The sequence below is a fragment of the Kitasatospora sp. NPDC001603 genome, from assembly GCF_040298365.1.
Taxonomy (GTDB): domain Bacteria; phylum Actinomycetota; class Actinomycetes; order Streptomycetales; family Streptomycetaceae; genus Kitasatospora.
Genome location: NZ_JBEPAA010000009.1, coordinates 111,692 through 130,275, shown reverse-complemented (window position 1 = coordinate 130,275; position 18,584 = coordinate 111,692). Strand labels below are relative to the sequence as shown.

Below are 18,584 nucleotides of genomic sequence, written 5' to 3'. Positions count from 1 at the left end.
CCCGGTCGGGGCCCCGAGAGCGGGTTCAGCGGGGGAGGAGGCCGGCCGCCCGGGTCACCGGTCGGCCCGTCTGGCCTGCCGCCAGCGGGCGAACAGCCCGCGGGCCCGGGCCGCCGCCAGGGCCCGCGGCCGAACCGTGACGGGCGCCGCCGCGCCCGTCGGCGCGGTCGTCACCACCGCCGTGTCCGGGGCCGTCAGCAGCACGAACAGCCGTGCCCAGCACAGCCGTTCGCCGCGCGGCCAGTCCAGCGCGCGCAGCGCCGCCGACGCGGCCTCCGACACCTCCCCGTTGACCCGGACCTCGGCGACGTCGTCCCCCGACTTGCCGCCGAGGAAGAGCTTCACCCCGTTCAACTGCCGCCCGGCCAGGTCCGGCAGCAGCGCGGGCGCCAGGGCGGGCAGCACCCGGTGCTCCGCCAGCCAGCCGGCCAGCCGTTCGTTGCCGAAGCCGAACACCGCCGCCGGCCCCTGCACGGCGTGCCAGCCGGGCAGTTCCGCGTGATCGGCGTGGTCGGCGTACTCGCCCCGGCGTTCCCGCAGTTCGACCAGCGCCGCCGCGGTGGTGGTCGCCCACATCCGCACCGCGTTGTCGAGCTTCTCCTCCTCGGTCTTGCCGAGGCCGGCCGAGCAGTCCCAGACCACCGGCGCGTCCGCCCGGCCCAGCCGCAGCACGAAGCCCAGGTCGACGTGGCCGGCGCCGTCGATGCCGGGGTGCTCCCGGACGGCCACCGCGGTGGTGCCCGGACCGCGCACCACCTCGCCGTCGACGGTGAATTCCTGCCCGAAGCGTGCCATTTCCCGGACCACAGAGCGCTGTATGACGGCCAGTCGGTCCTGGGGACGCACCGGACACTCCTTCACCCTCGGGTTCGCAGCGTTCTCGAACTGCTCTCGAACTACTTTCGAACGCCGCCGAGGCTATCGGCCCGGAGCCCTGCCGGGAAACCGAAGCGGACCGCCGCCCGTCGGCGTGAGCCCGGCTCTCCGGTCGCAGAAATGTCCCTTATGCACCATTTTGGGTAGCGGCAACCGTAGGCCACCCGCCTGGAGAACCGCATGCCCCGCACCGACCTGACGCCCGCTCCGCCGCTGCTCACCCCGGACGGCACCGGCCTGGTCGCCGAGATCGAGGCGTACCTCGCCACGCTGCCCGCTCCGGCGCGCGCCCCGGCGCCCCACCTCCGGCCGCCGTACGTCTGCCCGCTCGGCTCGACCGTGCAGCCGTGGCACGCCGGCCACCCCTCGCCCCGGGCCACGCTGCTGGACCGCGCGCTGCGCCGGCCGCCCCGTCCGGTGCCGGTGAGCGCCGCCGAGCACCTGCGGCTGGCCTCCCGCTACATCGGCGCGGCCGGCTGGCTGCAGGGCGCGATGTGGGACGGTGCCGGCCGGGTCTGCCTGCTCGGCGCCCAGGCCGCCGTCCTCGCCCACGGCTACGGGACCCCGGACACCGTCCGCACCGCCCGGACGCAGCTGATGGAGGTGCTGCACGCCACCGGCCGGCCCGCGGCCTCCCCGGACGAGTTCAACGACCGGCCCAGCACCCGGCAGGCCGACGTCCACCAGCTGCTCGACCGGGCGGCGGCCCGCGCCGGACGGCTCGGCCTCTGACGGACCGCCGGGCGGCCCCGGTGCCGACGGGCGGCGCCGGGTGCTGACGGGAGGCCGGGAAACGCGACGGCCCCGGAACGACGGTGACGTCGTGCCGGGGCCGGGCGGTCGGAGCGGGTGACGAGAATCGAACTCGCGTGACTAGTTTGGAAGACTAGGGCTCTACCATTGAGCTACACCCGCGCGATCCTCCGGCCGTCGCCGGACGGAAGGTCGGGAACAGCGTACCTGGTCCGGTCGCCCGAGCGCACACCACATTCGTTCCGGGGCCCCGGATATGTCGCCGACCGGGCGGGGCCCGGCGTGTACGCTTCCTCTCGGCACCACGGGGTGTGGCGCAGTTTGGTAGCGCGTCCGCTTTGGGAGCGGAAGGCCGTCGGTTCGAATCCGGTCACCCCGACAGTGCGGCAGGGTCTCGTCCTCGGCGGGGCCCTGTTGGCGTCTCCGGGGGTCCCGAGGGGTCCGGTCGCCGGCCCGTGGGCGCGGAAGACCGGGCCTGTTGTCCTTTGCGGCCCGGTCCGGCATGGTGAATGGTTGACCTTTCACCAAATGCTGGAGCCCGGATGAGCCCGATGAGGATGAACCCCAAGATCGCGGTCGGAGTCGTCTTCGTCGCCTCGCTCTTCATGTCGATCATGGACACCACGATCGTCAACGTCGCCCTGCCGGCGATCGGCCGGGAGTTCGGCACCGATCCGGCCGGGGTCGGCGTGATCAACGTGGGCTACCTGGTCAGCCTGGCCGTCTTCGTCCCGCTCTCCGGCTGGCTGGGGGACCGCTTCGGCACCCGGCGGGTCTTCCTCGCCTCGCTCGCCCTGTTCACCGTCGCCTCGCTGCTCTGCGGCGCGGCCGGCTCGATGACCTCGCTCACCCTCTACCGGATCCTCCAGGGCGCGGCCGGCGGCCTGCTCACCCCGGTCGGGATGACCATGCTCTTCCGGGCCTTCCCGCAGGAGGAGCGGATGCGGGCGACCCGCATCCTGATGCTGCCCACCGCCGTCGCGCCGGCCGCCGGGCCGGTGCTCGGCGGCTGGCTGGTGGACGGCTGGTCCTGGCACTGGGTCTTCATCGTCAACGTGCCGGTCGGCCTCGCCGCCCTGGTCTTCGGGCTGCTCGCGCTGCCGGACTACCGCGCCGAGCGGGCCGGGCGCTTCGACGCGGCCGGCTTCCCGCTCTCCGCCGTCGGCTTCGGCGCCGCGATGTACGCGCTCTCCGAGGGCGCGTCGCAGGGCTGGGGGAGCGCGCGGATCGTGGCCTCCGCGCTCGTCGGCGGCTGCGCGCTGGCGGCCCTGGTCGTGGTCGAGCTGCGCCTGCCCGAGCCGATGCTCGACCTGCGGCTCTTCCGGGACCGCATCTTCCGCACCACCAACCTGCTCTCGCTCTTCTCCGGCGCCGCCTTCCTCGGCATGCTCTACCTCTTCCCGCTGCTGATGCAGGACGCGCTCGGCATGGACGCCCTGCACAGCGGTCTGATGGTCTTCCCCGAGGCGCTCGGGGTGATGCTCGCCTCCCAGATCGCGAGCCGCCTGTACCCGAGGATCGGCCCGCGCCGGATCCTGGCCACCGGCTCCGCCGTGGTGGCCTGCTGCCTGGCCCTGATGGCCACGATCGGGCCGGACAGCAACCTCTGGGCGGTCCGCGCCCTGATGTTCGTCACCGGGTACGCGATGTCGCACGTCTTCATGCCCTCGCAGACCGCCGCCTTCGCCACGATCGGCGCCCGCGACACCGGGGCCGCCTCCACCCTCTACAACGCGCAGCGCCAGCTCGGCTCCGCGCTCGGGGTCGCGGTGCTCGGCACCGTGCTGACGGCCGTGGGGGCCGTCACCGTGAACGCCTCGGGTACGCCCGTGGCGAACCTCGCCGCCTACCGGGCGGCCTTCCTCACCGCCGCCGGCCTGGCGCTGGCGGCGGCCGCGATCTCCTTGCTGGTACGGGATTCCGACGCCGCCGCCACCATGCGCGCGGTACCGGCCGGGGGTACCGGTGAGGGGGCGGCGGAATCCGTCGCGGAGCCCGTCGGGAAGGGCTGAGCGACCCCCGGCGGCGACGTCCTGGCGTCCGCCTTTCGTGGTACCGGTAGGATGGGGCGCTGGCGGTAGTCCCTGTGGCGTCAACCCAGGTCAACCGCACGAGGGCGAGGAGTCACGCTCACCGTCCACCCCCCACGGGAGATGCAGCTCCAACCGCCCATCGCCCGTCTCGCCCGACCCGCCCGCACCGGCCCAGGCCGGCGTCGATGGGGAGGGCGGAGGCAACCTGACCGCAAGCCCATAGGAGACCAAACCGTGAAGAGCGCCGTCGAGACTCTGAACCCGACCCGGGTTCGACTCACCGTCGAGGTGCCCTTCGAGGAGCTCAAGCCCAGCCTCGACGCGGCGTACAAGAAGATCAACCAGCAGGTCTCGGTCCCGGGCTTCCGCAAGGGCAAGATCCCGAACCGTGTCATCGACCAGCGTTTCGGTCGTGGCGCCGTGCTGGAGGAGGCCGTCAACGACGCCCTCCCGCGCTTCTACACGCAGGCCGTCGACGAGGGCAAGATCGAGGTCCTCGGCCAGCCCGACATCACCAACATCGAGGGTGTCGAGACGATCGCCGACGGCGGTGACCTGAAGTTCACCGCCGAGGTCGACATTCGTCCCGAGATCACCCTTCCGGACTTCTCGACCATCGAGGTCACCGTCGACCCGATCGTGGTCACCGACGAGGACGTCGACAAGTCGCTGGAGCAGCTGCGCGAGCGCTTCTCCTCGGTCAAGGACGTCGAGCGCGCCGCGGCCGCCGGCGACATCGTGGTCGTCGACCTGGAGGCCAAGGTCGACGGCGAGGTGCCGGAGGACGGCATCGCCAAGGCCGTCAGCTACGAGATCGGCTCCGGCCGTCTGATCGACGGCATCGACGACGCCGTCGTCGGCCTGGAGGCCGGTGGCACCGCCACCTTCTCCACCGAGCTCAAGGGCGGCACCCAGGCGGGCAAGACCTCCGAGGTCACCGTCACCGTCACCGCCGTCCAGGAGAAGGAGCTCCCCGAGCTGGACGACGAGTTCGCCCAGCTGGCCAGCGAGTTCGACTCGCTGGAGGAGCTGCGCGGCGACTCCCGCAAGCGCCTGGAGCGCATGAAGGAGTACGACCAGGCCACCCAGGCCCAGGAGAAGGTGCTCGACGCGCTGCTGGCGCTGGTCGAGATCGAGTTCCCGGAGAAGCTCCTCAAGGACGAGATCGAGACCCGCAAGCACAACCTGGAGCACCACCAGCTGGAGCCGATGGGCCTCAACCTCGCGACCTACCTGGAGACCCAGGGCAAGACCGAGGAGGAGTTCCTCGCGGAGACCGAGGAGCAGGCGAAGAAGGGCATCAAGACCCAGTTCGTCCTGGACCAGATCGTCGCCGACGAGGAGCTGGGCGTCGACCAGCAGGAGCTCACCGAGCACCTCATCCGCCGCGCCGCCGGCTCCGGCCTGACCCCGGACCAGTTCGCGCAGCAGGTCGTCCAGGGTGGCCAGGTGCCGCTGCTGGTCGGCGAGGTCGCCCGCGGCAAGGCGCTCGCCACCGTGGTCGAGGCCGCCAAGGTCGTCGACACCGAGGGCAACGAGATCAACTTCGACGACGACGAGACCGACGAGTCGGCCGAGACCGTCGCCGCCGAGGCGCCGGCCGCCGAGGCCGACGCCGAGGAGAAGACCGAGGCCTGACCGCCCCGGTCCGACTGACGCAGTAGCGGGCCCGGACGCCGTACGCGGCGTCCGGGCCCGTCGCGTTCCCCGGCCGACCGCGTTCCCCGCCGGTCGCGGCGGCCGGCCGCCCCGGCCGCGCCGTGAACCCTGCGCTCACAGCGAACAGTTCGGCGTGAGGGATTCTGCGGCCCGGCCTGCGCGTTAGGGTCCTTGGACAGCAACAATCACACCGTGATACCCGGAAGCTGTGCGACACCGTGAGGGCCGTGGCACGGCCCTCCAAATCGACTGAGCAGGTGGCTAAGTGACGTTCCCGCAGATGCAGATGCCTGGCCCGATGGCGCCGCACGCCGCCTCTGGTGACGTGCTCGGCGGCCTGGGCGACCAGGTCTACAACCGGCTGCTCAACGAGCGGATCATCTTCCTCGGCCAGCAGGTCGACGACGACATCGCCAACAAGATCACCGCCCAGCTGCTCCTGCTGGCCGCGGACCCGGACAAGGACATCTTCCTCTACATCAACTCCCCGGGCGGCTCGATCTCGGCCGGCATGGCGATCTACGACACCATGCAGTACATCAAGAACGACGTCGTCACCATCGCGATGGGCATGGCCGCCTCGATGGGCCAGTTCCTGCTGACCGCCGGCGCCAAGGGCAAGCGCTTCTCGCTGCCGAACGCCAACATCCTGATGCACCAGCCGTCCGCCGGTCTCGGCGGCTCGGCCACGGACATCCGCATCCAGGCGGAGCAGCTGCTCCGCACCAAGAAGCGGATGTCCGAGCTGATCGCCTTCCACAGCGGCCAGTCCTTCGAGCAGATCACCGCGGACTCCGACCGCGACCGCTGGTTCACGCCCGAGGAGGCCCTGGAGTACGGCCTGATCGACGCGATCATGCACAGCGCCGCGGACGTCCCCGGCGGCGGCGGCACGGGCGCCTGAGCCTCGGCCCGGCTCCCACGAGACCACAGCCACAACGCTCCGGAGGACTAGAACCCCCATGAACATCCCCAGCCTGTCCAGCGCCAAGGCACGCGTCGAGGACATGCGCGCCGAGGGCCGCTACATCGTCCCGCGCTTCGTCGAGCGCACCTCGCAGGGCATCCGTGAGTACGACCCGTACGCCAAGCTGTTCGAGGAGCGCATCATCTTCCTCGGCTCGCAGGTCGACGACGTCTCCGCGAACGACATCATGGCTCAGCTGCTCTGCCTGGAGTCGATGGACCCGGACCGCGAGATCCAGATGTACATCAACTCGCCCGGTGGCTCGTTCACGGCGCTGACGGCCATCTACGACACCATGCAGTACGTGAAGCCGGACATCACCACCGTCTGCATGGGCCAGGCCGCCTCCGCCGCCGCCGTGCTGCTCGCGGCCGGCACCCCCGGCAAGCGGATGGCGCTGCCGAACGCCCGCATCCTGATCCACCAGCCGTACACCGAGACCGGCCGCGGCCAGGTCTCGGACCTGGAGATCCAGGCCCGTGAGATCTTCCGGATGCGCGAGCAGCTGGAGGAGATGCTCTCCAAGCACTCCAACAAGTCGGTGGAGCAGGTCCGCGACGACATCGAGCGCGACAAGATCCTCACGGCCGAGGAGGCCGTCGAGTACGGTCTGGTCGACCTCGTCATCTCCACCCGCAAGGCCTCGCTGACCTCCTGAGGCCGGCACTCTCCCGCCCTGCCCCCGTCGGGGCGGGGCGAAGCTCCCGGGCGGGGCGCGCAAGGAGTCGCGCGCCCCGCCCCCGGCGCATCGGCGGCGCGGCCGCCGGCATCTGTTCGGTATCAATTCGCCCAGGGCGTAGGGCAGACCTGGCGAAGAGGACGGAATCAGGGGCCCGGCAGAGTACCGTCGGATAGCGAGACCGGGCGCCGTCGGCGTGTACGGTCCACAGCACCAGGCCCCGGAACCCCCGCGGGGCCCCTGGCGAAGGGGAAGCACCTCGTGGCACGCATCGGAGACGGTGGCGACCTGCTCAAGTGCTCGTTCTGCGGCAAGTCGCAGAAGCAGGTGAAGAAGCTGATCGCCGGCCCAGGCGTGTACATCTGCGACGAGTGCATCGACCTGTGCAACGAGATCATCGAGGAGGAGCTCGCCGAGACCTCCGAGGTGCGTTTCGAGGAGCTCCCGAAGCCGCGCGAGATCTACGAGTTCCTGGACCAGTACGTGGTCGGCCAGGACCTCGCCAAGAAGGCGCTGTCGGTGGCGGTGTACAACCACTACAAGCGCGTGCAGGCGGGCGAGGCCGGCCGAAGCGGCGGCAACGGCCGTGAGGACGCCATCGAGCTGGCGAAGTCCAACATCCTGCTGCTCGGCCCGACCGGCTCCGGCAAGACGCTGCTCGCGCAGACGCTGGCCCGGATGCTGAACGTGCCGTTCGCGATCGCCGACGCCACCGCGCTGACCGAGGCCGGGTACGTCGGCGAGGACGTCGAGAACATCCTGCTGAAGCTGATCCAGGCGGCCGACTACGACGTCAAGAAGGCCGAGACCGGGATCATCTACATCGACGAGATCGACAAGGTCGCCCGCAAGAGCGAGAACCCGTCGATCACCCGGGACGTCTCCGGCGAGGGCGTGCAGCAGGCCCTGCTGAAGATCCTGGAGGGCACCACCGCCTCGGTGCCGCCGCAGGGCGGGCGCAAGCACCCGCACCAGGAGTTCATCCAGATCGACACCACCAACGTGCTGTTCATCGTGGGTGGCGCGTTCGCCGGCCTGGAGCGGATCATCGAGGGCCGCGCGGGTGCCAAGGGCATCGGCTTCGGCGCGAACATCCGCTCCAAGCGGGAGCAGGACGCCAGCGACCACTTCCGTCAGGTGATGCCGGAGGACCTGGTCAAGTTCGGCATGATCCCGGAGTTCATCGGCCGCCTCCCGGTGATCACCAGCGTGCACAACCTCGACCGCGAGGCGCTGCTGCAGATCCTCACCGAGCCGAAGAACGCGCTGGTCAAGCAGTACCGCAAGCTCTTCGAACTGGACGGCGTCGAGCTGGAGTTCTCCCGCGACGCGCTGGAGGCGATCGCCGACCAGGCGATCCTGCGCGGCACCGGCGCGCGCGGCCTGCGGGCCATCATGGAGGAGGTGCTGATGTCCGTGATGTACGAGGTGCCCTCGCGTCAGGACGTCGCCCGCGTGGTGGTCACCGGGGACGTCGTCTCCAAGCACGCCATCCCCACGCTCGTCCCGCGTGACATGATCAAGCGGGAGCGGCGCGACAAGAGCGCCTGACCTTCCGCGTGAAAGGGCCCCCGGAGACCGTCGGTCGGTCTCCGGGGGCCCTCGCGTTCCGCGCCGCGGGCGGAGGAGGTTACTTCGCCACCTCGGCGACCGCGCGCAGGTCGCGGGCGTCGGCCGCGAGCTTCTCCAGGTCCGGCGCCTTGCCGTCCTCGGGCGCCTGCATCAGCAGCACCAGGGTGCTGTTGTCGGCCCAGGCGCAGATGCCCAGGTCGGTGCCGGACTGGGTGGCCTTGGCGCACTCCATGGTGCCGCCCTTGGAGCCGGCGTCGACCGCGTGCCGGTCGGTGACGGCGGGGCCGCCGGACGAGAAGCCCTTGAACATGGCGTCCAGCTCCTGCTTCGGGAGCAGCACCTTGCCGTAGCCGCCGACCACGATGAGCTGGGGCTCCTCCGAGGAGTCCTGGTAGACGGCGCTGACGCCGGTCGGGTTCCAGGCGCCGTCGCCCTTGCCGAACTCGGAGGTGATCTCCTTCTCCATCGCGTCGGCGATCTCGTTGTCGGTGTCCTTCGTGAGGTCCTTGAAGGTGGCCGGCAGGACGATCTTCTGGGTGCCCGCGTTGGACGTCACGTCGAAGACGAAGTAGGCGAGACCGCCGCCGATCAGCGCCAGCACGCCGACGAACACGCCGAGCAGGATCCAGAGCGTCTTGCGGGACTTGCGCGGCGGAACCGGGGCGTACGCGCCGTAGCCCGGGTAGCCGGGCTGGCCCTCCGCGGGCGGGAAGCCGGGCGGCGTGCCCTGCGGCGGGACGGCGCCCCAGGCCTGCTCGGCCGGGGGCGGCGGGGGCGTCGCGCCGTAGCCGGGCTGGGGCGGCACGGGAGCGCCGCCCTGGGGCTGTCCGGCGGGCGGCGGCGGGGCTCCGTACGGGGTCTGATCGGTCACGATGGCCCTTTCTGGGGACGGGAGGGGACGGGACGGCGGACGTGACGCACTCCCACCCGGAGCCGGGTGGCAGGTGTGAGGGTGAGCGGCGCCGGGGCTACTTGGCGACGACCATGGCGGAGCGGATCGCCCGGGTCTTCTCGGCGGCCTGGGCCGGGGTGAGCGCGGTCTGGGCGGCGCCGGTGAGGCTGGCCTTCAGGAAGGAGACCCGGGCCGTGGTCGACTTGTCGGCCCAGATGCAGACGGTGGACTGCGACTTGCCGCCGAGCACGCCGTAGACGCCGCAGGAGAGCTTGGCCGAGGAGTTGTGGCTGTCCTGGGCCGGGAACTCCGCCAGCGGGGTGGTCCAGCTGCCGCCCTCACCGGGCTTCTCGGAGTCCTTCATGATCTTGTCCGGGTCGTCGAGGTTCCCGTAGACGCCGATCACGCTGATGGTGTCCAGCGGGTCCGCGCCCTTGGCGTAGCTGGCGACCAGCACGTGCAGGTCGGTGCCGAGCTTGGAGGTCTCGGCCTTGCTCGGGTCGGCGGCCTGCTCCTTGGCGGACTTCTGGGTGTAGCCGTCCGGCAGCGACTGGGCGGCGGTGATCTTGTACTTCCCGCCGGTGTCCCCGCCGAGGACCTTGTAGAGGCCGAAGCCGCCGCCGCCCAGCACCAGGGCCCCGATCACCAGACCGACCACCAGCCCGGCCCTGCTCTTCTTCGGCGGCGGCGCGACCGGGTAGCCGGGCGCGCCGTACGGGGCCTGCGGGGCGCCGTACGGGGGCTGGGGCGCGCCGTACTGCGGGGCCGGGGCCCCCTGCTGCGGATAGCCGTACTGCTGCGGCGGCTGGCCGTAGGGCGGCTGGGCGGCCCCGTAGGGCGGCTGCGGCTGCGGTGCGCCGTAGGGCTGCGGTGCCCCGTACGGCTGCGGCTGACCCTGCGGATACTGCTGACCCTGGCCGTACATCTGCCTGTGCTCCCCCGCCGCACCCGCGGCCTGTCGTGATGAAGTCCTCCGTGTCCCTACCAAGGACCGGACGATTGTGCGGGCACGTTATCGCACAGGGCCGACGGCCCGCCCGGGCCGGGCGCGAGGGGCCCGGACCGAAAGCGGTTCGTAACCCACGTCCGCAGGTACGTAAACTGTGCGTCGTGACCGACACCACGAACCAGCGCCCCGTGAGCACTCACGCCGGGGACGACGCAGCCACCCTCCCGACGACCTACGCTCCGGCGGACGTAGAGGGCGAGCTGTACGAGCGCTGGGTAGAGCGCGGTTACTTCACGGCCGACGCCAAGAGCGACAAGCCCCCGTACACCATCGTCATCCCGCCGCCGAACGTCACGGGCAGCCTCCACCTGGGCCACGCCTTCGAGCACACGCTGATCGACGCCCTCGTCCGCCGCAAGCGGATGCAGGGCTACGAGGCCCTCTGGCAGCCCGGCATGGACCACGCCGGCATCGCCACCCAGAACGTCGTCGAGCGCGAGCTGGCCAAGGAGGGCAAGTCCCGTCACGACCTCGGCCGGGAGGCCTTCGTCGATCGGGTCTGGCAGTGGAAGGCGGAGTCCGGCGGCCAGATCTCCGGTCAGATGCGCCGCCTCGGCGACGGCGTGGACTGGTCCCGCGAGCGCTTCACCATGGACGAGGGGCTCTCCCAGGCCGTCCAGACCATCTTCAAGAAGCTCTTCGACGACGAGCTGATCTACCGCGCCGAGCGCATCATCAACTGGTGCCCGCGCTGCCTCACCGCGATCTCGGACATCGAGGTGGAGTACCAGGACGACGACGGCGAGCTCGTCTCCATCCGCTACGGCGAGGGCGACGCCTCGATCGTCGTCGCCACTACCCGGGCCGAGACGATGCTCGGCGACACCGCCGTCGCGGTCCACCCGGAGGACGAGCGCTACCGCCACCTGGTCGGCACCGAGATCGAGCTGCCGCTGACCGGCCGCCGCATCCCGGTCGTCGCCGACGCCCACGTCGACCCGGAGTTCGGCACCGGCGCCGTCAAGGTGACGCCGGCCCACGACCCGAACGACTTCGAGATCGGCCAGCGCCACGGCCTGCCGTCGATCGCCGTCATGGACGAGCACGCGGTCATCACCGTGCACGGCCCGTTCCAGGGCCTGGACCGGCTGGAGGCCCGCTCGGCCATCGTCGGCGCGCTGCGCGCCGAGGGCCGGATCGTGGCGGAGAAGCGGCCGTACGTCCACTCGGTCGGCCACTGCTCGCGCTGCAAGACCACCATCGAGCCGCGGCTGTCCATGCAGTGGTGGGTCAAGGTCGGCCCGCTCGCCCAGGCCGCGGGCGACGCGGTCCGCGACGGCAAGGTCAAGATCCACCCGCAGGAGATGGAGAAGCGCTACTTCGACTGGGTCGACAACCTCCACGACTGGTGCATCTCGCGCCAGCTCTGGTGGGGCCACCGGATCCCGGTCTGGTACGGCCCGGCCGGCGAGATCGTCTGCGTCGGCCCGGACGAGCAGCCGCCGACCGGTGAGGGCTGGCACCAGGACACCGACGTCCTGGACACCTGGTTCTCCTCCGGCCTGTGGCCCTTCTCCACCCTCGGCTGGCCCGAGCAGACCGACAGCCTGGCGAAGTTCTACCCGAACGCCGTCCTGGTGACCGGCTACGACATCCTCTTCTTCTGGGTCGCCCGGATGATGATGTTCGGCCTCTACGCGATGGACGGCACCCCGCCGTTCCACACCATCGCGCTGCACGGCATGGTCCGTGACCAGAACGGCAAGAAGATGTCGAAGTCCTTCGGCAACGTGGTGAACCCGCTGGACTGGATGGACAAGTACGGCTCCGACGCGCTGCGCTTCACGCTGGCCCGCGGCGCCAACCCGGGCGTCGACGTCCCGATCGGCGAGGACTGGGTCCAGGCGGCCCGCAACTTCGCCAACAAGATCTGGAACGCCACCCGCTTCGCGCTGATGAACGGCGCCACCGTCGAGGGCCCGCTGCCCGCGCCGGAGGAGCTGACCGCGGCCGACCGCTGGATCCTGTCCCGGCTGAACAGCACGGTCGCCGAGGTGGACGCGCTCTACGAGGACTACCAGTTCTCCAAGCTGTCCGAGGCGCTCTACCACTTCGCCTGGGACGAGGTCTTCGACTGGTACGTCGAGCTCTCCAAGACCACCCTCGCCAAGGGCGGCCCGCAGGCCGACGCCGCGCGCCGGGTGCTCGGCGAGGTCCTGGACGTCACGCTGCGGCTGCTCCACCCGATCGTCCCGTTCGTCACCGAGACCCTGTGGACGACGCTCACCGGCGCCGAGTCGGTGGTCATCGCCGACTGGCCGGCGGACAGCGGCTACCGCGACGCGGCGGCCGAGGCCGAGATCGCCACGCTTCAGCAGGTGGTCACCGAGGTCCGGCGCTTCCGCACCGACCAGGGCCTGAAGCCGGGTCAGCGGGTCCCGGCCCGGCTGGAGGTGGCCGGTACCGTGCTGGCCGTCCACGAGGACGCGATCCGCTCGCTGCTGCGGCTGACCGCTCCCGAGGAGGGCTTCTCGGCCACCGCCTCGCTCCCGGTCGCGGGCGCGACCGTGCTGCTGGACCTCTCCGGCACCATCGACGTCGCGGCGGAGCGCAAGCGCCTCGCCAAGGACCTCGCGGCCGCCGAGAAGGAGAAGGCCCAGACGGCCGGCAAGCTCGGCAACGAGGCGTTCCTCGCCAAGGCGCCGGACGACGTGGTCGCCAAGATCCGGACCCGTCAGGAGGCCGCCGAGGCCGACATCGTCCGGATCACCGCTCAGCTCGCGGCGCTGCCGCAGGCCTGACCGGCCGGCTCACCAGGGGCCGCACTCCGCCGAGGCGGGGTGCGGCCCCTCGGCGTTCGCGCGGACTTTCGCCCGGGCGCCGGCCGGGCCGGCGGGAGCGGTCCGGCCGGCCGCTCCGGCCGAACGGTGAAATCGGCCCTCTATTAGCCCAGCGCCATTGCTCTGTTCCGGCGAATATTCATCATGGACCGGGTGAAGTCCTATTCCGCCCGAATTCATTCCGGTCTTGCCCGCGCGGGTTCGCGGAAGTTTGCAGGTCGGCTGTGTACGGTGTGACGGAGTTTCGCCAGCCGACGACCGACGGGAGGGCATGGCGTGATGGTGACCGAGAAGTTGGCCGACGAACTGCCGGTGGAAGCGGTCCAGGAGGCCAAGGGCAGGGCGGCGACGCTGCTGCTCGCGTTCCGGCACGGGAACCAGCTCGCCTTCGACCACGCGCTGGACCGGCTCTTCGAGGAGCACGCGGAGCGCGAGGTGACCACCCTGCTGGCCTGGATCGCCGCCGAGGCGGTCCGCAAGGCGTACGCGCCCGAGGTGGGCGACCGGGTGCTGCACGCGATGGCCCGCCGCGCCCCGGCCGACTGCGGTGCGGTGGCGGTGGACGAGGACACCGCCGACGCGGCCCGCCTGATCGAGGCGGTGGCGGCGGGCGAGGTGACCGAGGTGCGCGGCCTGGTGGCCGCCACCGCCGACACCACCTTCCTGCTCGGCGGCCTGCTCCAGGGCGTCGCCATGATGCTGCCGCTGCTGCCCGAGGGCGAGCTGGCCGAGATCACCGCCGAACTGCGGCGCCGGCACTGCGGCCCGTGCCCCGAGATCCCGGAGGCCCGGGCCGGGGTCTGAGACCCGGCCCGGACCCACGGGGCCGCGCCTACGGCATCGCGTGCAGGTGCGAGCCGACGGTGCCGGCGATGCCGCCGCCGGCCTTGGCGTCCCAGTTGGTCGACCAGGTCATCGCCCCGCCGATGCCGGGCCACTTGGTGTCGGGCTTGAAGCTCCCGCAGTTGGTGCCGGCGGCCAGGCAGTCCAGGGCGTTGTTCACCACGGACGGGCTGACGTACCCGCCGCCCGCCGCGCTGGTGGAGGCGGGCACCCCGAGCCCGACCTGGTCGGGCCGCAGCCCGCCCTTGAGCTGGATGCAGGCGAGCGCGGTCAGGAAGTTGACGCTGCCCTGGGAGTAGACCTGCCCGTCGCAACCGAGCATCGCGCCGGAGTTGTAGTACTGCATGTTGACGATGGTGAGGATGTCCTTCACGTTCAGCGCCAGCTTGAAGTACTCCATCCCGGTCGACTGCATGTCGATGGTCTGCGGCGCCATGGTGAGGACGAACCCGCTGCCCGCCTTCGCCGCCAGCGCGTGCAGGGCCTGGCCCATGTAGGTGGCGCTGACGCCGTTCTCCAGGTCGATGTCGATCCCGTCGAAGCCGTAGCTCTGCATCAGGGCCCAGGCGGTGTTGGCGAAGGTGGTGGCCGAGGCGGAGCTGTTCACCGAGACGGTGCCGTTCTGGCCGCCGATCGAGAGCACCACCTTCTTGCCGGCCGCCCTCTTGGCCGCGATGTCGGCCTTGAACTGCGCGTCGGTGTAGCCGCCGAGCTTGGCCGACAGGGCCGGGTCCAGGGTGAAGCTCAGGCCCCCGGGTGTGCCGGTGGCGTCCGCGAAGGAGACCGCGATGATGTCGTACGCGGCCGGGACGTCGCTGATCCGCTGCACCGTGGCGGTGTTGTCGAAGTTCTGCCAGTAGCCGGTCAGCAGGTGCTTGGGCAGCCCCGGCCGGGTCGGCGTGACGGTCGGGGTGACCGTGGGAGTCCCGGTGGGCGTCTGGGTCGGGGTCGTGGTCGGCGTCGCGGTGGGGGTCGCGGTCCCGGTCGGGGTGGGCTTCGGGTCGCCCGGCCCGATCAGCGAGACGTCGTCGGCCAGGTAGGAGGGCTGGCCGTACCAGCCGTGCAGGTAGACCGTGACGCTGGTGGTGCCGGCTCCGGTGGTGAAGGTGGTGGAGAGCTTGGACCAGCCCGCCGAGTTGGTCCAGGTGCCGGGGTCCGTGCCGCCGGTGCCGCGGGCGCCGAGGTAGACGTAGGAGCCCTGCACCCAGGCGCTCAGGGTGTACGTGGACGAGGGCTTCACGGTGACGGTCTGGGTGCACTCGCCGGTGTCGCCCGAGCCCGGGGTGGCGCGCAGCGCGTACGAGCCGGAGTGGACGGTGGCGGTGTCCGCGGCGGCGCCGGACGGACAGGTCCAGTGGCCGAGGTGGTCGGCGGCCTCGAAGCCGCCGTTGTCGATCACGTCGACGTCGGCGGTCGCCGCGCCGGAGGCGCTGGTGGCGACGACCAGGCCGCTCAGGCCCAGGGCGATCGCCGAGGCGCCGGCGAGCAGGGTGTGGACGACGCGGGCGCGCCGGTGTCGGGCAGGTGGCATGACTCCATCTCCTGTGGGGGGAGACCGTCGGCTCACGTGGGGGAGAGCCGTCCGGCTGTCGCTGGTGCGGGAGCTACCGACAACTCAAGTCCCTGTCGGGGGAGGAGACTTGCCCTCACAAGGTGGAGTAGACCAATCCGGCTGTCAAGAGTGCCTGTCCGGGCGTCAGGCGGCGGCGGGCTCCGACCGCGCGGCGAGCCCTGCCGTCAGCCGGGCGATCCGGGCGGAGGCCAGGCCGTCCCCGTACGGGCTCGGGGTGGCCGCCAGCCGGGCGAGCCGCTCGGGGGTGTCGGCCAGCCAGGTCCGGGCCAGGCCGCCGAGCTCCTCGCCGGGGGCGACCAGGGCGGCGAACCCCGCGTCGACGGCCTCCGGGCGTTCGGTGGAGCGGCGCACCACCAGCAGCGGGCGGCCGAGCACGGTGCACTCCTCCTGGACCCCGCCGGAGTCGGAGACCAGCAGTGCCGCGTGCCGGGCCAGGCCCAGGAACTCCGCGTACCCGACCGGCGCGGTCACGGCGATCCGCTCCAGCAGGCCGTCCAGCGCGAACCGTTCGACGGCGGCCGCGGTCCGCGGGTGCATCGGGAACAGGACGGGGGTGCCGGCCCGGGTGATCCGGTCCAGTTCGGCGAGGACGGCGCCCAGGGCCTCGGCGCTGTCGGTGTTCTCCGGCCGGTGCACGGTGGCCAGGACGTAGCCGTCCGGCTCCAGCCCGTGCGAGGCCAGCAGCGCGGTCCGGGCGGCCCGGTCGGGCAGCCGGCGGTGGACCACCTCGACGACGGTGTTGCCGGTGACGGTGATCCGTTCCTCGTCCAGCGACTCGGCGCGCAGGTTGGCCGCGTTCTCCGCGGTGGCGGCGCAGAGCAGGTCGGAGACGTGGTCGACCATCACCCGGTTGTGCTCCTCGGGCATCGCCCGGTCGAAGCTGCGCAGCCCGGCCTCGACGTGCACCAGCGGGATCTCCCGGGCGTTGGCGGCCAGCGCGCCGGCCAGGGTGGCGTTGGTGTCGCCCTGGACGACGACGGCGGCGGGCCGGTCCTCGGCGAAGGCGGCGTCCAGCTGGCCGAGCGACTGGGCGATCTGGCCGGCCCGCGGGCGACCGCCGACGCCGGTCAGCAGCTCCGGCCGGGGCAGGTCGAGGTCGCGCAGGAAGCGGCCGGACAGCGCCTCGTCCCAGTGCTGGCCGGTGTGCACCAGCCGGGTCGCGGCGCCGAGCTCGTGGATCAGCGGGGCGAGCTTGACCAGCTCGGGGCGGGTGCCGAGGACGACGGCGACACTGGCGGGCGGCAGCGGGGGAAGGAACGGGGACACGGTGGAACTCCGGACGGGTCTGGGCGGGACGGCGGGATCGCCCGCGGGCATCGAGGGTGTCGAGGATGTCGAGGATGTCGAGGCGGAAGCGGGTGGAAGGCGGAGCGGGCGCGGCTCAGGTCTCGAGGGCGGTGGGGGCGCCCACCGCGACCTTCTCGGCGTTGCGCCTGGTCTTGGCCCAGCCGTTGCGGCCGAGCAGCAGGCGGACGGCGGCCCGGGTGGCGACCAGGAACAGGTGGTAGGCGTAGAGCCAGACCAGGACGCCCCAGAGCAGGCCGGTGAGCCGGCTCCGGTCGGGGTGGACGCGCCGGCGGTAGGCGAAGCCCCAGAGCACCATCGGCAGCGTCGCGATCACGAAGGCGGCGGCCATCAGCGGCCCGAACCGGGCCTGGAAGTCGACGGTGTCCTCGGGGAACAGCGCCAGTCCGGCGGCCGTGATCCCGAGCGACAGCGGGGTGAGCACCACCAGCAGCACGCAGACCACCGGCTGCAGGAAGGTGTACAGCACCTCGGCCTTGCCGGCCCAGCGGTAGTGCGGCGAGCGCAGCACCCGCCCGGTGTAGCGCAGGCACTGCATGTTGCCCTGGGCCCACCGGGTGCGCTGGGTGAGGAAGCGGCGGAGCGAGACCAGCCCCTCCTGGGACACCCGGGCCTCCGTCACGTGTGTCAACCGCCACCCGGCCAGCCGCAGTTCGAGACCGGACTCGTAGTCCTCCAGGAGGGCCCGCTCCGGCCAGGGGCGGCCCTCGCGGCCTTCGTCGGCGGTGAGCGAGTCCAGCGCGGTGAGCCGGACGAACTGGCCGTTGCCGCCGAGACCGACGCTGCCGGTGCGCCGGCGCAGCAGCTGCATGCCGGCGTTGTTGGCCTGGAACTCGACGTCCTGCATCCGGACCAGCGCGCGGGCCAGCGCGTTGGCGGTCCGGCCGCGGCCGGGCAGCGGCCGTTCGTCGTCCGCGTTGCGCATCCGGACGCCGATCTGCACGGCGCCGGTGTCGGGGCGGGCCAGCGCGTGGTCGGAGCAGACCAGGCCCAGGGTGCCCGGCTCCAGCTCGCCGTCGGCGTCGACGACGCCGATGATCACCCGAGCGCGGTCGGCGTCCTCGGGCAGCCAGGCGTCGACGCTCCGGTAGGCGGCGTTGAGCGCGGCGCCCTTGCCGATCCGCGCGTGCGGACGGCGGCGCTGGACGAGGTGGATCCGGTCGTCCCGCTCCGCGGCGGCCAGGACCAGCTCGCGGGTGCGGTCCTCGCTGTCGTCGTCGATCACCCACAGGTGCGCCTCGGGGGCGGCTGCACGCAGCCCGGCGAGGGTCTGGGTGACGACGGCCTCCTCGTCCCGGCAGGGGATCAGCAGGTGCCACTGGAAGGCGGCCGGATCGCCCGGCTCGGCGGGCCGGTCGTGCCGGAAGGCGTGCCGGGAGCCGGCCCAGTAGAGGAGGAAGCGGCCGAACACCAGGACCATGTAGGCGAGGAGCACCAGCGACAGCAGCTCGGCGAGCTGGACGACACCGCTCCGATGGACCAGGAACGACTCGCGCAGGGCGTCGGGCATGGGACTGTCCTCCTGGTGATCAAAGGTGATGCGTCTCCCTGGGGTGCGAATCGATGCTTCATTGCCGTCTGAACTCGCTGAATCAATAGTAAATCGGGTGAATCGGAAAGTCAGGGCAAAGTGGTGGTTCTCA

14 protein-coding genes and 2 tRNA genes are annotated in these 18,584 nt (G+C 71.7%); 9 read left to right on the top strand and 7 right to left on the bottom strand.

Going from position 1 to position 18,584, the window contains the following annotated elements; translation table 11 throughout:
- Positions 1-54: 54 nt before the first annotated feature.
- On the bottom strand, positions 55-795 hold the full coding sequence (locus tag ABT263_RS09135; RefSeq protein WP_352289194.1) for a DUF6348 family protein: 741 nt from the start codon (positions 793-795) through the stop codon (positions 55-57).
- A 261-nt stretch (positions 796-1,056) separates the two neighbouring features.
- On the opposite strand from ABT263_RS09135, the gene ABT263_RS09130 reads away from it, so the two are divergent.
- Entirely contained in the window at positions 1,057-1,608 is a 552-nt protein-coding gene (locus ABT263_RS09130) for a DUF6197 family protein (protein ID WP_352289191.1), read from the top strand.
- Between the two features lie 112 nt (positions 1,609-1,720).
- On the opposite strand, the gene ABT263_RS09125 is transcribed toward ABT263_RS09130, so the two are convergent.
- A tRNA-Gly gene (locus tag ABT263_RS09125) sits at positions 1,721-1,791 on the bottom strand.
- Between the two features lie 143 nt (positions 1,792-1,934).
- On the opposite strand from ABT263_RS09125, the gene ABT263_RS09120 reads away from it, so the two are divergent.
- From ABT263_RS09120 to clpX, 6 genes are all read left to right on the top strand, one after another.
- Positions 1,935-2,008, top strand: a tRNA-Pro gene (locus ABT263_RS09120).
- A 163-nt stretch (positions 2,009-2,171) separates the two neighbouring features.
- Complete coding sequence (locus tag ABT263_RS09115; protein WP_352289188.1) at positions 2,172-3,641, top strand: DHA2 family efflux MFS transporter permease subunit; 1,470 nt, start codon at positions 2,172-2,174, stop codon at positions 3,639-3,641.
- 255 nt (positions 3,642-3,896) lie between these two features.
- Complete coding sequence (gene tig, locus ABT263_RS09110; RefSeq protein WP_329487641.1) at positions 3,897-5,300, top strand: trigger factor; 1,404 nt, start codon at positions 3,897-3,899, stop codon at positions 5,298-5,300.
- Positions 5,301-5,607: 307 nt separating this feature from the next.
- Entirely contained in the window at positions 5,608-6,225 is a 618-nt protein-coding gene (locus tag ABT263_RS09105) for an ATP-dependent Clp protease proteolytic subunit (RefSeq protein WP_305067940.1), read from the top strand.
- Between the two features lie 58 nt (positions 6,226-6,283).
- Positions 6,284-6,946, top strand: a complete 663-nt coding sequence (locus ABT263_RS09100; RefSeq protein WP_327676905.1) for an ATP-dependent Clp protease proteolytic subunit — start codon at positions 6,284-6,286, stop codon at positions 6,944-6,946.
- 282 nt (positions 6,947-7,228) lie between these two features.
- Complete coding sequence (gene clpX, locus ABT263_RS09095; protein WP_030397392.1) at positions 7,229-8,518, top strand: ATP-dependent Clp protease ATP-binding subunit ClpX; 1,290 nt, start codon at positions 7,229-7,231, stop codon at positions 8,516-8,518.
- Positions 8,519-8,597: 79 nt separating this feature from the next.
- Here the strand turns inward: clpX and ABT263_RS09090 are convergent, their stop codons facing one another.
- Together ABT263_RS09090 and ABT263_RS09085 are read right to left on the bottom strand one after the other, a co-directional pair.
- Positions 8,598-9,410 carry a hypothetical protein gene (locus ABT263_RS09090; protein WP_352289185.1) on the bottom strand — a complete coding sequence of 271 codons (813 nt, stop codon included), beginning with the start codon at positions 9,408-9,410 and terminating at the stop codon, positions 8,598-8,600.
- A 97-nt stretch (positions 9,411-9,507) separates the two neighbouring features.
- Complete coding sequence (locus ABT263_RS09085) at positions 9,508-10,356, bottom strand: hypothetical protein (protein ID WP_352289182.1); 849 nt, start codon at positions 10,354-10,356, stop codon at positions 9,508-9,510.
- 212 nt (positions 10,357-10,568) lie between these two features.
- Between ABT263_RS09085 and ABT263_RS09080 the strand changes: the two genes are divergently transcribed.
- Complete coding sequence (locus ABT263_RS09080; protein ID WP_329492098.1) at positions 10,569-13,181, top strand: valine--tRNA ligase; 2,613 nt, start codon at positions 10,569-10,571, stop codon at positions 13,179-13,181.
- Positions 13,182-13,496: 315 nt separating this feature from the next.
- Positions 13,497-14,024, top strand: a complete 528-nt coding sequence (locus ABT263_RS09075) for a hypothetical protein (protein ID WP_329487637.1) — start codon at positions 13,497-13,499, stop codon at positions 14,022-14,024.
- Positions 14,025-14,052: 28 nt separating this feature from the next.
- Here ABT263_RS09075 and ABT263_RS09070 read toward each other — a convergent pair whose 3' ends face one another.
- The 3 genes from ABT263_RS09070 to ABT263_RS09060 form a co-directional block, all read right to left on the bottom strand.
- Entirely contained in the window at positions 14,053-15,594 is a 1,542-nt protein-coding gene (locus ABT263_RS09070) for a chitinase (RefSeq protein WP_352289179.1), read from the bottom strand.
- 165 nt (positions 15,595-15,759) lie between these two features.
- A complete protein-coding gene (wecB, locus tag ABT263_RS09065; RefSeq protein ID WP_352289176.1) occupies positions 15,760-16,902 on the bottom strand; it encodes a non-hydrolyzing UDP-N-acetylglucosamine 2-epimerase in 1,143 nt (380 codons plus the stop codon).
- 115 nt (positions 16,903-17,017) lie between these two features.
- A complete protein-coding gene (locus tag ABT263_RS09060; protein WP_352289173.1) occupies positions 17,018-18,451 on the bottom strand; it encodes an XrtP-associated glycosyltransferase in 1,434 nt (477 codons plus the stop codon).
- Positions 18,452-18,584 lie beyond the last annotated feature (133 nt).

Bases quoted from the DNA above. Each gene is read 5' to 3' on its own strand.
- ABT263_RS09115 (WP_352289188.1), top strand. From the start codon at position 2,172: ATGAGCCCGATGAGGATGAACCCCAAGATCGCGGTCGGAGTCGTCTTC.
- ABT263_RS09130 (WP_352289191.1), top strand. From the start codon at position 1,057: ATGCCCCGCACCGACCTGACGCCCGCTCCGCCGCTGCTCACCCCGGAC.
- ABT263_RS09105 (WP_305067940.1), top strand. From the start codon at position 5,608: ATGCCTGGCCCGATGGCGCCGCACGCCGCCTCTGGTGACGTGCTCGGC.
- ABT263_RS09060 (WP_352289173.1), bottom strand. From the start codon at position 18,451: ATGCCCGACGCCCTGCGCGAGTCGTTCCTGGTCCATCGGAGCGGTGTC.
- ABT263_RS09085 (WP_352289182.1), bottom strand. From the start codon at position 10,356: ATGTACGGCCAGGGTCAGCAGTATCCGCAGGGTCAGCCGCAGCCGTAC.
- ABT263_RS09070 (WP_352289179.1), bottom strand. From the start codon at position 15,594: ATGCCACCTGCCCGACACCGGCGCGCCCGCGTCGTCCACACCCTGCTC.
- ABT263_RS09135 (WP_352289194.1), bottom strand. From the start codon at position 795: ATGGCACGCTTCGGGCAGGAATTCACCGTCGACGGCGAGGTGGTGCGC.
- ABT263_RS09100 (WP_327676905.1), top strand. From the start codon at position 6,284: ATGAACATCCCCAGCCTGTCCAGCGCCAAGGCACGCGTCGAGGACATG.